Source organism: Photobacterium lipolyticum (genome assembly GCF_003026475.1).
Lineage (GTDB): Bacteria > Pseudomonadota > Gammaproteobacteria > Enterobacterales > Vibrionaceae > Photobacterium > Photobacterium lipolyticum.
Genome location: NZ_PYMC01000009.1, coordinates 75312 through 89772 on the forward strand (window position 1 = coordinate 75312; position 14461 = coordinate 89772).

Annotated in this window: 11 protein-coding genes; 10 read left to right on the forward strand and 1 reads right to left on the reverse strand. The window is 46.9% G+C overall.

The genetic code is table 11. The features are described 5' to 3' along the window. Positions 1–61 precede the first annotated feature (61 nt). The 10 genes from C9I89_RS13635 to C9I89_RS13680 all read left to right on the forward strand — a co-directional run bounded on the left by C9I89_RS13635 (position 62) and on the right by C9I89_RS13680 (position 13019). On the forward strand, positions 62–2953 hold the full coding sequence (locus tag C9I89_RS13635) for a hybrid sensor histidine kinase/response regulator (RefSeq protein WP_107283885.1): 2892 nt from the start codon (positions 62–64) through the stop codon (positions 2951–2953). A 312-nt stretch (positions 2954–3265) separates the two neighbouring features. Continuing rightward, complete coding sequence (gene tal, locus C9I89_RS13640; RefSeq protein WP_107283886.1) at positions 3266–4216, forward strand: transaldolase; 951 nt, start codon at positions 3266–3268, stop codon at positions 4214–4216. A 79-nt stretch (positions 4217–4295) separates the two neighbouring features. After that, entirely contained in the window at positions 4296–6290 is a 1995-nt protein-coding gene (gene tkt / locus C9I89_RS13645; protein ID WP_107283887.1) for a transketolase, read from the forward strand. Positions 6291–6678: 388 nt separating this feature from the next. After that, positions 6679–7077 carry a DUF2170 family protein gene (locus C9I89_RS13650; protein WP_107283888.1) on the forward strand — a complete coding sequence of 133 codons (399 nt, stop codon included), beginning with the start codon at positions 6679–6681 and terminating at the stop codon, positions 7075–7077. Beyond that, positions 7077–7763, forward strand: coding sequence for a PspA/IM30 family protein (locus tag C9I89_RS13655; protein WP_107283889.1), 687 nt, complete (start codon positions 7077–7079; stop codon positions 7761–7763). The genes C9I89_RS13650 and C9I89_RS13655 overlap by 1 nt, the downstream gene beginning before the upstream one ends. 26 nt (positions 7764–7789) lie before the next feature. After that, on the forward strand, positions 7790–8812 hold the full coding sequence (locus C9I89_RS13660) for a potassium channel family protein (RefSeq protein WP_107283890.1): 1023 nt from the start codon (positions 7790–7792) through the stop codon (positions 8810–8812). 52 nt (positions 8813–8864) lie between these two features. Beyond that, complete coding sequence (locus tag C9I89_RS13665) at positions 8865–9500, forward strand: YjfK family protein (protein WP_107283891.1); 636 nt, start codon at positions 8865–8867, stop codon at positions 9498–9500. Positions 9501–9530: 30 nt separating this feature from the next. Continuing rightward, positions 9531–9947, forward strand: coding sequence for a DUF350 domain-containing protein (locus tag C9I89_RS13670; RefSeq protein WP_107283892.1), 417 nt, complete (start codon positions 9531–9533; stop codon positions 9945–9947). An 11-nt stretch (positions 9948–9958) separates the two neighbouring features. Beyond that, entirely contained in the window at positions 9959–10576 is a 618-nt protein-coding gene (locus C9I89_RS13675; RefSeq protein WP_107283893.1) for a DUF1190 family protein, read from the forward strand. A 472-nt stretch (positions 10577–11048) separates the two neighbouring features. Next, entirely contained in the window at positions 11049–13019 is a 1971-nt protein-coding gene (locus tag C9I89_RS13680) for a BCCT family transporter (RefSeq protein ID WP_107283894.1), read from the forward strand. Between the two features lie 98 nt (positions 13020–13117). On the opposite strand, the gene C9I89_RS13685 is transcribed toward C9I89_RS13680, so the two are convergent. Next, a complete protein-coding gene (locus tag C9I89_RS13685; protein ID WP_107283895.1) occupies positions 13118–14446 on the reverse strand; it encodes a cytochrome-c peroxidase in 1329 nt (442 codons plus the stop codon). Positions 14447–14461 lie beyond the last annotated feature (15 nt).

Below are 14461 nucleotides of genomic sequence, written 5' to 3' on the forward strand. Positions count from 1 at the left end.
TTTTTAAGTTGTTAAGAAAATAGCGGGCTTTTCGCGACGAACAAGGATGTCAGGGATAGTGATGCGATTATTCCCACATAAAATCAAACCCATTTTACTGGCCAGTATGCTGTCGGTAGGTATTATTCCTGCGTTCATCTATAGCTGGATAAGCAGCGAGAAATGGTCGACCGTTGCCGTTGAGCAAATCTCCCAGGGTATTCACAACCGTACCGAGATTGCAGCACAAAACATTGATGATATTTTTGCCAATCGCCTGATTAGCCTGAAAACACTGGCCAACTCACCCGTTTTTGAATTAGACCCATCGTTCACCCTTGGCGCATCGTCCAACGACAAAAGTTTTATCAGCCATTACCTGGCCGAGCTGAGCGCTGTTGATCAAGCCTTTAACGCCATTCACCTGGTTGAAAAACAGGGCGATCAATTCAAGATCACTGAATCATCCCATTCAGGTCAACCGGTAGAGCTGGCAAACGAGCTTAAAAAATTTGGCTTAAATGATTTCGCCGACATTTTGGGCAAGATAGACTCAACCCCGGATAAGACGTATATCACGGTGCCACAAAATGTCACTTCAGTTCCCTGCCTGCTGTTTATCACCAAAGTCAGTAACAATCATTCATCTCAGTCACGCCCCGAAAAAGAGCGCTTCTTATTAGTGGAATACAGACTGAGTGAAATTAATGAACGACTGAACTACTTAGGCGATCAGATTAGTGAGGCTGACTATGTCTTCCTTATAAATCGACAAGGTGATGCCCTATTATCAGGTAAGTACCAGGGACGTGCCCTGCAGGCTTACGATGAGTTTAAACAGAACTATGATCAAGGAGCATTCCAGGTCGGCAACGAGCGGGGAGGAGTGGCTCGCTACACCAACCGCTATGGTGATGAACTCATTACCACTATTTCCAAATTGAACACCCTTGATAATAACCACCAACGGCTGTGGTCGTTAGTGACCATAACCCCACAGCATACCGCAACGAAAGTGATCGATTACCTGCATAGCTACTTTATGCTGGTGCTATTGTTCACCGCCTGTATAGTGATTATCCTATCGATTACTTTAACCAAACGTATCACGGTGCCATTAACAAAACTGTCGCGCTTTGCCGCCCAGTTTAAACTGGGGAACTATTCTCGTGATGAAACATTTACTGGTCCCCATGAGTTTCAGGTACTTCATGCTGCCTTAAACCAGGGGGCTGATAAAATATCTTCCGATACCCAGCGTCTTAATCTGGCACTGCACAAGGCCGAGGATGCAGACAGAGCCAAGTCGGCCTTTCTGGCAAACTTATCTCATGAAATTCGTACCCCAATGAATGGCATGCTGGGGCTTTCTCAGTTGCTGCTGAAAACCGAACTGTCAACAGAGCAAGAACATCATTTGCGAACGTTGCTTGATTCGGGCAAACATATGATGTCGCTGCTCAATGATATTCTGGATTTCTCTAAAATCGAGCAAGGCCAGCTAAAGCTTGATAGAACGCACTTTTGTTTTACCGATTTGATCGGCACCATTGAAAGCACCTACTACTCTCTTGCTAAAGAAAAAGGCATCGACTTCTACATTGATTGTCAATTTGAACCATCAACCTGGTTCTATGCAGACAAAGCCCGCATTCGCCAGATATTATTCAACCTCACCAGCAATGCGATTAAATTTACCGATAAAGGGGAAGTGCGAGTCACCCTGAAGCAACAGGCTGGCCATCAACCCAATGAAATAGTGCTCACCATTATTACTCAGGATACCGGAATTGGCATCGCGCAAGACCGCATACCAATGATCTTTGATCCGTTTGTGCAGGCTGAGGTATCAACCAGCAGACGCTTTGGCGGTACAGGTTTAGGCTTAAGTATTGTTAAACAACTCACCGAGCTAATGGGGGGGGATATTCAGCTAAAGAGCCAGCCCGGTGAAGGTTCAACCTTTGTCGTGACCTTAACGGTCAATTCCGGTCACTATGAACAAGAAGAGCAATCGGAAATCGAGTTTGATCAAAGTGCCTTTATTGATCTCAAAGTGCTCATCGTTGAAGATAATCACCTCAATGTCTTAATCATCGATTCTTTCCTGAAGCAACACGGGTTTCAAACTCAAGTGGTCGAAAATGGCGAGGAGGCTTTAAGAATACTCGATGATGAATACTTCGATATCATTCTGATGGACAACCACATGCCGGTCATGGATGGAATCGAAGCCACCCAACGTATCCGGGCGCTGGCATCACCCCTTCACCAGATACCGATTTTTGCCTGTACGGCCGATGTGTTTGAAGAAACCCAGAAGACCATGATAAATGCCGGAGCTGACTGCGTGATCACCAAACCTCTGGACGAGCGAAAACTACTCGATGCGCTGCAACGATTTAAAGGAAAAATTACCAGCACGGCGACTGTGCGAAGAGCTCTGTCTGAACCACTCCCCGAAATGGATACCTGTATAACAACATCAGGCTGGGAAAGCCTGCCACCAGAAAGCTTGTCATCAATCAGTATGGATTTCGACGATAGCAAGATAGAGCAGGCTGAGACATCACCTCTGACAAGCGCTATACAGCTGCAACCGGACCAGTTTCGACAGATTAACCTGAATAACCTGCTGGAAATGATGGATCACGACCACGATATTGTATTGCAATTTCTGAGCATGTTTGCCGAAGAACATGGCAACGATGTCACGAAGTTTGAGCAAGCACTGCACAAGCAAGATTTTGATGCCGCTATCTTGATCAGCCACACTCTAAAAGGGGTATCCTCTAGCATTTGTGCTGATCAGCTAAGCGAAGCCGCTCAGGTAGTCGAAAAACGTGTCAAAGCCAACGAAAGACCAACCGATATCGAAATGATGACATTGACTTCAGCCTTAAAACGGCTAGTCCAGGAAATCCAGCAGCACATTACGGTTGCTAGCCAGCAAGGGGGTGAGCATATGATCTGATGGCTGAGCATTTGCGCAATTGTAATGTGTCAGCAAAACAAACGACCATCAACAGGTTCAGTAATAACCTCCTCTCAAATGGATTGAATACGGAAAAAATGAGATCCAAATACGATTTAGCATAGCTAATAATTGACATTTTGCAGTAAAAAGACAATCATCATCACATCAATTGCTCTCAACCAACACATCCGCTCACACTCTATGTTTGTGGTTTGCGAAATTTAAGTTAAGAGCACGTAAATATACTTTTTCTAGCTTCAATTTAGGCTAGCATTGAACAATGTCCTATCACGTTAAGGGTCGAAAGATATGAGCACAAAACTGGAACAACTGCGCGCGCTAACTACTGTTGTTGCTGACACTGGCGACATCGAAGCTATCAGCAAATATCAGCCTGAAGATGCAACGACCAACCCGTCGTTGATCCTGAAAGCAGCCCAGATCGCCGAATACGCTCCTCTTATCGATGCATCAATTGCTTATGCCAAAGCACAAAGCGAAGACAAATCTCAGCAGGTTGCAGACACATGCGACATGCTTGCCGTTAACATCGGTAAAGAAATCCTGAAAGTCGTACCGGGGCGTATCTCTACAGAAGTTGACGCACGTCTTTCTTACGACACTGAAGGCAGCATCAAAAAAGCTCGCCAGCTAATTAAAATGTATAACGATGCCGGCATCACTAATGATCGCATCCTGATCAAACTGGCTTCTACCTGGGAAGGCATTCGTGCTGCTGAAATCCTGGAGAAAGAAGGCATCAACTGTAACCTTACTCTACTGTTCTCTTTTGCTCAGGCTCGTGCATGTGCAGAAGCAGGCGTATTCCTGATTTCTCCTTTCGTTGGTCGCATCATGGACTGGTACAAAGCGAAAGAAGGCCGCGACTTCGAAGCATCTGAAGATCCAGGCGTTGTGTCAGTAACAGGTATCTACAACTACTACAAGCAGCACGGCTACAACACTGTCGTGATGGGCGCAAGCTTCCGTAACACTGGCGAAATTCTAGAGCTAGCGGGTTGTGACCGCCTGACTATCAGCCCTGATTTACTTCAAGCCCTAAGCGACGCTGAAGGCGAAGTGGTGCAGAAGCTAGTTGCTGACGTTGAGCTCAAAGAACGCCCGGCAGCTATGACTCACGCAGAGTTCCTATGGGAGCACAACCAAGACCCAATGGCTGTTGAGAAACTGGCTGACGGTATCCGCAACTTCGCGGTTGACCAAGGCAAGCTTGAAGCAATGATTGCTGAGCGCCTGTAAGACTTAATATAATTTCAGAAAGCGGCCTTTAGCCGCTTTCTTACTTTTTTGAATTGATTTAATTTTTGGTGACATAAGTATGGAACGTAAAGTCCTCGCAAATGCAATCCGTGCCCTGAGCATGGACGGTGTACAACAAGCAAATTCTGGCCACCCTGGCGCGCCTATGGGTATGGCTGATATCGCTGAAGTACTGTGGCGTAGCCACATGAACCACAACCCGCAAAACCCAGAGTGGGCTGACCGCGACCGTTTTATCCTATCAAACGGCCATGGTTCAATGCTGATCTACTCCTTGCTTCACCTGACAGGTTACGAACTGTCTATCGATGATCTGAAAAACTTCCGTCAGCTTCACTCAAAAACACCGGGTCACCCGGAATACGGTTATGCACCGGGTATCGAAACCACAACTGGTCCTCTAGGCCAGGGTATTACTAACGCGGTAGGTATGGCAATGGCTGAAAAAGCACTTGCTGCACAGTTCAACCGCGAAGGCCATGACATCGTTGATCACTTCACATACTCGTTCCTAGGTGACGGTTGTATGATGGAAGGTATCTCTCACGAAGCATGTTCACTGGCGGGTACGCTAGGTCTAGGTAAGCTGGTTGCTTTCTGGGATGACAACGGTATCTCTATCGATGGTGAAGTTGAAGGTTGGTTCTCTGACGACACACCTAAGCGTTTCGAAGCATATGGCTGGCACGTGATCCCAGCTGTTGACGGTCACGATCCGGAAGCGATCAATGCCGCCATCGAAGCCGCTAAAGCAGAAACAGGTAAACCAACACTTATCTGCTGCAAAACTATCATCGGTTTTGGTTCGCCAAACAAAGCAGGCTCTCACGACTGTCACGGTGCACCACTAGGTGTAGAAGAAATCGCAGCAGCACGTGAATTCCTTGGCTGGAACCACGGTCCTTTCGAAATCCCTGCAGACGTAGCTGCTGAGTGGAACGCGAAAGAAGCCGGTGCAGCAAAAGAAGCCGCATGGGACAAGAAGTTTGCCGCTTACGCAGCAGCATACCCTGAGTTGGCGGCAGAATTCAAACGCCGTACCGCTGGCGACCTTCCTGCACAGTGGGAAGAAAAAGCCAACGCTATCATTGCAGATCTTCAAGCGAACCCTGCTAACATCGCATCACGTAAAGCATCTCAAAACGCATTAGAAGCGTTTGGTGCAATGCTTCCTGAATTCATGGGCGGCTCGGCTGACCTTGCTCCGTCTAACCTGACCATGTGGTCTGGCTCTAAGTCACTAACGGCTGAAGACTTCTCGGGTAACTACATCCACTACGGTGTACGTGAATTCGGTATGACTGCGATCATGAACGGTATTGCCCTGCACGGTGGTTTCGTACCATACGGCGCAACATTCCTGATGTTCATGGAATACGCGCGTAACGCAATGCGTATGGCTGCACTGATGAAAGTGCAGAACATCCAGGTTTACACGCATGACTCAATCGGTCTGGGTGAAGATGGTCCGACGCACCAGCCTGTAGAGCAAGTTTCTTCTCTACGTCTGACACCAAACATGAGCACATGGCGCCCATGTGACCAGGTTGAATCTGCAGTTGCTTGGAAATACGCTATCGAGCGCAAAGACGGCCCTACATCACTGATCTTCTCGCGTCAGAACCTGGCACAGCAAGCGCGTACTGAAGCACAAGTTGCTGATATCGCGAAGGGTGGCTACATCCTTAAAGATTGCGAAGGCAAACCAGAGCTTATCTTTATCGCGACAGGTTCTGAAGTTGAGCTAGCAACAGAAGCATACGCACAGCTAACAGCAGAAGGCCGTAAGGTTCGCGTTGTTTCTATGCCAGCTACAGACCTATTCGACAAGCAAGATGCCGCTTACCGTGAAGCAGTACTGCCAGCCGACGTAACAGCACGTGTAGCCGTTGAAGCGGGCATCGCTGACTTCTGGTACAAGTACGTTGGCTTCGGTGGCAAGATCATCGGTATGACAACATTCGGTGAATCTGCACCTGCAGACGAGCTATTCAAGATGTTCGGCTTCACGGTTGAAAACGTGGTTAACACTGCGAAAGAATTGTTGAACTAAGCAACTGTTTCACAAAGTAATAAGAGAAGAGCACTCTGGCTCTTCTCTGTGCCATTATTGCCAGACTGTGTCATACACAGTTTGGCTTTTTTGATCCTGCAGCTGTCTCCCCTTCCCCTCAACGCCATAACCAGAAGAAACCAACCATCATTAATAGAATCGTCACAAAAACAATGACAAGCGTGCGTTTCGTCACTTTAATAATGTATAAGCAATCTCATAATATTTACTGTATAACTCCAGTAAGTCTGAAAAATCAGAGTGGCTCAGTTGACGTCTGGGTGAAAATTGGCTGATATACCTCTGGAAGCAAATGAATTTTGTCGTATTCCTGCTGTCATATGGAAGTAAATCAAATACTCACTTAATGAGAAAGAAGGTAATATAAATGACATGGAAATTATCAGATCTTCTCCCTGTTCTGACCGAACATGAAGGTTGGCAAGTAGAAGCAAGTGAACAGACCCTCGTTATCCGCAACGAAGATAATATTGAGGCGTTTCTGGCAGTCTCTGGTGAGCAGATCCTAGTTGAAGTACTGCTTTTCCCTCAGCAACAAGTTAAAGACATCACAGCGCTAAACAACGACATATTACGGACTCATAAGATGTTCCCGCTCTCAACAATTGGTATCAATGAGATTCAGGGAGACAGCTACTATGTCGCTTTTGGTTCGTTGTCTTCTCAATCCAAAGCTGAAAGTGTCGTCATTGAAGTGGCAACACTATTCCGTAACGTTGAAGCCTTTATCGAACTATATCAAGACCACCTCGCGGAGATTGCATAATGAGCGTCTGGAAAAAATTATTTACCGCCATTAAAGGTGGGGCCAATGAAGCTGCCGAAAACATTGCTGATAGCCAGGCGCTGCGTATTCTTGATCAGGAAATCCGTGATGCCAAACAAGAACTTCGCCGCTCTGATGAAGCATTAGTCAGCATTGTCGCTAAGCGTAAAATGTCACAGCAGAAAGTGGATGCCTTCACCAACGGCATTAATGAGTATGAAAGCCATGCACGTGGTGCCATGGACAATGGTCAGCAAGATCTTGCCCTAGAATGTGCCCAGAAAGTTGCGAACCTGCGCACCGAACAACAGGCTGAGCAAATATACTTAGACCAATTTGTAAAATCAGAACAAAGTATGCGTACCAATATTGCGCAAGCGAAAGACAAACTACGCCAGCTGGAGCAACAGGTTGATGTTGTTAAGGCCAATGAAGCGGTACAGAGGGCGCAATCAGCGGTATCTGCTACCAACGTCGGCGCCAATGCAAAAATGCACACCGCCGTTGAGTCGCTGGAGCGCATAAAACAGCGTCAGGCCGAGAAATCTGCGCAACTTGAGGCTGCAGCCGAAATGGCTGAAGAGCAATCAGGTAGCAGCCTGGATAAGAAACTTGCCGAAGCGGGTATCACCTCGGGTGGAAAATCATCTGCAGAAGACGAATTAGCCCGTATCTTAGGCAAATAGCAGAATTCGAAAAACTGGAGGTATACATGTCGTTATGGTTGCTAATTCGTCGGTGGGCTCTGCTTCAATTTCGCCAGCTGAATGGACGCAACCTGTTGCTATCGCTGCTTGGATATATAGCGATAAGCTGGGTATTACTTACCATTGCGAGTGAGCATGTACTCACTCGCACTTTTACCGATTTCATTTATTATCTGTTCGTCACAGCGTCGACTGTCGGTTACGGCGACATGTCACCGACGACAACAGCAGGTAAGTGGGTCGCCGCCTTATTCGTTATACCGGGCGGATTGGGGCTTTTCGCCATTTGCGTCGGCCGTATCGCTTCCGTATTCATTAACTACTGGAAAAGCGGTCTATTGGGAAAACGGAGTCTTAAAGTGAACAACCATATCCTGGTGTTAGGCTGGAATGAACAGCGCACCCTGCATCTGATCAAGATGTTACAACACGAAGAGAAAGATCAACGCCCTATCGTGCTGTGTGTTCGTCCTGAAATTGAAAACCCCCTGCCGGGAGAAGTCGAATTTGTCCGGGTCACCAGTTTTACCGATAACGATGGGATGGCAAGAGCCAGCGTCACCAGTGCCAGCTGCATCATTATCGACAACCCGGAAGACGATATAACGCTGTCAGCTGCTTTGTATTGCGCCAACAAAAATCCAGAGGCGCATCTGCTCGCCTATTTCAATGACGAAGCGCTAAGCCAGCTGTTAAAACAGCATTGCCCGAATGCGGAATGTATTCCATCCGTCGCCGTCGAAATGCTGGCTAAAGCCGCAATCGATCCCGGTTCCAGTGGGCTCCACCATGAACTGCTCAGTACCCATCGGGGTATGACTCAATATTCTGTTACCTACCCAGAGCACTGCTCTGCCACCAGCATCGATGCATTGTTCTCTCGTTTCAAGCAACAATATGAAGCGACGCTGATTGCAATTGATACCGGCGCAGGGATCGAACTCAATCCGATACTTGACCGTGAAGTTCCCCCCGGTGCTAAGCTTTTTTATATTGCGGACGAGCGCATTAAGACGTTTACGTGGTAGACATACGCAGTTCTAATCCTTAATTCTCATCGATATCTGATCAGGAATAACAATGTTTGATTGGCTTAAGAAGAAAACAACACCTGAAAAACCCATTCAACAGGCGCCTGAAATTCTGGGTTTGAGGCTTGGTGGGGCATTCGAATTAGATGATCTTAAACTGCGTCTGATCGAACCCGACCTTGTTATTGAAGGGGCTTCGCGTACTCAGCTCATTAAGGCCGTTGGCGAAGTTCAGCTTGATGAGCAAACTCGCCTGCTCCGCTATTACACCGATGACGATGGTTTTATTCAGGTACTTACTCATGGCCAGACTGAAGCCGATGTCAGCGAAGTAAAACTTTATTATTTCTACGACACTAAGCCAATTGATACCGAATCTGAGTGGAAGCACTTACTTCACAATCAGATTGTGCAACCCACATGGGAGCTGGAAGGCCATACTTTTGAAAAAGTCTGGGATAACAGCCGCCCAGTCGCGATGACAGAAAAAACCTGGTTGGAAAATGGTTCTATTAGCGAAACCGATCAATTCGTCATGATTTACGAGCGAGAGATCGGCAACGATATCTTCGAATGCCTATTAGTCGCAGGCGAAGAAAAAATCATTCATAACCGTGCCGAACGCAGTCTGGCTACCAGTACCGGCATCAACCTTTCACCGACAGACTTTAAGCTGATTGGCTAGTTTGTAACTCTCAAATAATTAGGAACTCACATGGATGTTTTAGCGAACTCTCTAGCGGGCCTTGGTGCCTTTTTACTGTATTTCTCACTGTCACTGATTTTCTTATTACTGTTTAAATTCGTCTATGTGCGATTTACCCCGCACGACGAATGGAAACTGGTGAAAGACGAAAAAAATATCTCCGCAGCCATTGCCCTGTCAGGCTCCATCATTGGCTACTGTCTGGCTGTTGCTGGCGCTGCCAGTAACTCAGTCAACTTAGTCGACTTTGCGGTTTGGGGTGTCGTGGCACTTATCGCTCAACTTATCGCTTTCGTCATCATTCGCTTTGGATTCATGCCAAAGATAGTAGAACGTATTGAAGCAGGGGAAGTCCCCGCGGGTATCGTGATGGCAGCCACTTCTGTTTCGGTTGGCCTGCTTAATGCCGCTTGCATGACTTACTAGGAGCCACCGCGATGAAACGAAGTAAGCAGGTTGTACTGGCAAGCATGCGTAAAAATTGGCGTACGTTCTCTGTTACACCGATCACCGTTGCGTTTGCAGGTGCTGTTCTCTCAGGATGCAGTGACAATAGTAGTGAAGCTTCTATTTATCAGGGCTTAGACGACTGTATTAATGACAACCCAAATTACAGCAGTGAATGTCAAGCCGCCTACCAGAATGCATTAGAAGAAGCAGAGCGCACGGCACCGAAATACTCAACGCAGAATGATTGTGTGGCAGAGTTCGGGGCTAATGCCTGTGTACAATCGCACAACAATAACTGGTTTATGCCGGCGATGGCTGGCTTTATGTTTGGTCGGATGCTGGACAATAACCGAGGTTATTATTCCCAGCCTATGTTCCGCTCTTATTATCCGGGCAGTATTTTCTATGATCGCTGGACGACGGCTGACGGTTACGATTACGGTCGCAGTAGCTACAAGAAAAGCAAGGTTCGGGTATCTAAAGAGCAAATGAAGCCTAAGCCAACGGTAAGCCGTACTATTTCTCGGGGTGGGTTTGGCTCAACCGTGTCGGCAAAATCGAGCTGGAGCAAATCGTCCAGCGGCAGTAAAAGCTGGGGGGGATAATACTCCAGATAATAGCGTGATCATTCATACAGTAACGCCCGTTCATAACTATTTCAGAGCGGGTGTTTTTTTATTCTCCTTACAGCCTACCTCTCTTTACCCTCCATAATTATTAGCGAAATCGACCACATAAAATGCATCGAACTCTAAAAAATAAAACCGAATAAACAGCTGATATCTCATTTAAAATCAAGAATATATCACAAGAAATAATCATCCAAACGCATAAAACCCAAAACATTACTTTGAACACTAAACATATTATTGCTAATATATTGTCCGCTTAAATGCTCCCAAGGATTTCCAGGGCGCAACTGAATATAGAGTACTGCCATAACCTGGCATATTTACTCTGTTAGATAAACACCTTGCAAGCGTTGAAAAACACTACGTTAGCACCATTTTGAACCAGCCCAGAAACGGCTTGTTCATATCAATAGCAACACAATAACCCTCAGCTGTAGAAGGATTTATGAGTTTGCAATCAAACCTAAATAAACCTGTATTTTTTAGTTCACTTACCATTATTACCGTACTTTCGCTTATTGGTATCTTATGGCCTGACTCGGCCCAGCAATATTTCAGTACCATCCAGAATTGGTTCGTGACCCAGGCCAGTTGGATATATATTCTTTCTGTTGCCATTTTTCTTATTTTTCTTATTTTCGTCATGTGCAGCCGGCTGGGCGATATTAAACTCGGCCCCGATCACGCTGAGCCGGATTACAGTTACCGCTCATGGATTGCCATGCTGTTTTCTGCCGGAATGGGCATTGGTTTAATGTTCTTCGGCGTTGCCGAACCCGTCATGCATTTTATGTCGCCGCCTGTTGGTGATCCGCAGTCAGTCGAAGCTGCCCGGGAAGCCATGAAAATCACGTTCTTCCATTGGGGATTACACGCCTGGGCTATTTATGCCGTCATTGCTCTGTCAATGGCCTACTTTGCCTACCGCCATAAGTTACCATTACTCCCGCGCTCTGCACTTTATCCGCTGATTGGTGACAAAATTTATGGCCCGATTGGCCATGTTGTCGATACCTTTGCCGTTGTTGGCACGCTGTTTGGTGTAGCAACCTCACTCGGTTTTGGCGTCATGCAGGTCAATGCTGGCTTCAACTACCTGTTCGATTTGCCTCAGAACACCACCGTACAGATGGTCCTCATCGCAGTGATCACCTTATTTGCCACGATTTCTGTGGTACTTGGCCTTGATGGCGGCATTAAACGCTTATCCAATGTCAATATGACCTTGGCGATTACCCTGCTTGCCATCGTAATTATTGCAGGCCCGACCGCTCTGATCATGAAATCGTTTGTTCAGAATACCGGTAGCTACTTAAGCGATATTGTAAACAAAACCTTTAATCTGTTTGCTTATGAGCCGAAAGAAGACTGGATTGGCGGCTGGACATTACTTTACTGGGGCTGGTGGGTTTCATGGTCTCCATTTGTCGGCATGTTCATCGCCCGAATTTCTCGAGGCAGAACAATTCGCGAATTTTTGATTGGTGTACTCCTGCTACCTTCACTGTTTGGCTTCTTATGGTTCACCGCATTTGGTAATACCGCTATCGATGCCATCATGAACCATGGTGCAACATACCTGAGCCAGGCTGTCAGTGAGAATGTTCCTGTCGCCCTGTTCAAATTCTTTGAGCATATGCCATTTTCAAGCCTGCTTTCGATTCTTGGCGTCTCTCTGGTAGTTACTTTCTTTGTCAGCTCTTCTGATTCCGGTTCTCTGGTTATCGATACCCTGACATCCGGAGGAGCTGCCGAGCCACCGGTATGGCAGCGCATCTTCTGGGCGTTAACTGAAGGTGTCGTTGCTGCAGCACTGCTTGCAGCAGGTGGTTTATCGGCGTTACAGACAATGACCATTGCCAGTGCTTTCCCGATTATGCTGTTAATGCTGCTGTTCTGTTATTGCTTATTTAAAGCACTGTGCAACGATTACATGCTGCAAAATAGTGTTCAGAACCACAATACGTCAGTGCAATACACCCAAGCGAGTATAAGCTGGAAAGAACGTATTTCATCACTGGTTAGCCACCCAAAGAAAACAGAAGCCATGCGATTCATCGAACTGATTGCGGTACCGGCATTAACTTCTCTGGCCGAAGAGATGAAAATGCAGGGATTAGCCGCGCGGATCCAAATATTGGATGAAGAACGCGTGCGTATGGTCGTTGCAAAAGGTGAAGTGGAAGATTTCGCCTACGGTATTCGATTACGTCCTTTTGTTTTGCCGACTTATGCCAACGAAGAGCACGACAAGTATTACCGTGCCGAAGTCTTCCTGCTTCAGGGCGGACAGCAATATGATGTACTGGGTTATACCCAAGAACAGATCATTGCCGATGCACTGACCCAGTACGAAAGACACATGCACTTTCTGCACTTGGCTACATCTGAAAACATCGAAATTAGCGCGGCATAATTGTATTTACGCCTGTAAATCATAAAAGATAGAGCCATTAATACTGGCTCTATCTTTTTAACTACTCCCCCTGTCCTTATGCTGACGTTAAGACCTGTTTATTCCTCTCCCTGCAGGTTGGTCGGTCCCGCTTTCAAAAACGGATCAGCAAACATCGGATTGGCCAGGAACACTTCATCGGTCAGGGTATTCAGAAACGCTACCAGCGCCTCTTTTTCCTGCAAGGTCAGGTTAAATCGAATCGGTGAACCACTCGGACTATTATTGCGTCGCAGTGCCGGACTTAAATTGGGGTGGGCCTGTACACCGCTGTTATAGAATTCCACCACTTCCATTAAATTGGTGAACCGCCCGTCATGCATATAGGGCGCCCGCACAGCAATATTTCTCAGGGACGGCACCTTAAAGAATCCGCCACCCGCGCCTTCATCAGCACTGGTATTGGCATCCAGTCCGTTATTATGGACCGCATCCGCAGTATGTGCAGAGGTTTGGTGGCAGGTAATGCAGCCAAGTGAATCTCGTATATCACCGGGAAAGCCAGAAAACAATTGATGCCCCAGCTGCTCCTGCTCGGTAAATACACCGGTAAAATCCGGATCATTGCCTGTCCCTTGGGCAAAGGCGACGTCATATTTCGACTGATAAGAGACCATAGACCGAATAAATTGCGCCAACGCCTTCGAGATACGTGCACTGATAATGGCTTCATCACCAAATGCCGCTGTAAATAACGCCGGGTAAAAACTCGTTTGGGCCAGTTTCACTTCCAGATCCAGTAAATTCATTCCCATTTCGACGGGATCCTGAATTGGCATCAACACTTGATCTTCCAGCGTATCGGCTCGTTCATCCCAGAAAAAATGTTGAGGAGAATAGAAGGTTGCATTAGACAACCCCATTGAATGCCGACCCGTTTTTCCACCGTTAAAACCGGTACTGAATGTCGCGGGATCGGAAAAACCAAACTGCTGAGTATGACAAGATGCACATGCAATCGTACTGTTTGCCGACAATCTGACATCGTAAAACAAAACTCGTCCTAACGTCGCACCGGCATTATCCACCGGGTTGTCAAACGGCGTATTGTCCTGGGAAGTAACATTACCGAATGATGAGTCTATGCTCGTGTAGTGCTCAGGTTGAGCGTTGAGATACGCTTCATAATCAAAACTGACGGATAAATTGGGTAATGGCAAGCCATCCTGATCCACTCGCGGCGGAGGCTCTGCCGGGGGATCTGCGGGTTGAGAGTCACCTGCAGAGTCTGAATCATCGACTGGTAAAACAATATCACTCGTCGTATCCGATACATCGGTATCGGCAGCTGCTGATACCACATTTACGTCATCATCACTCGAACTATCACCACACGAAACAACGGCTGTCAGCACGATGGCGAGAGTTACAAGTACAGAAGCATTCATATGAAATACTCCATC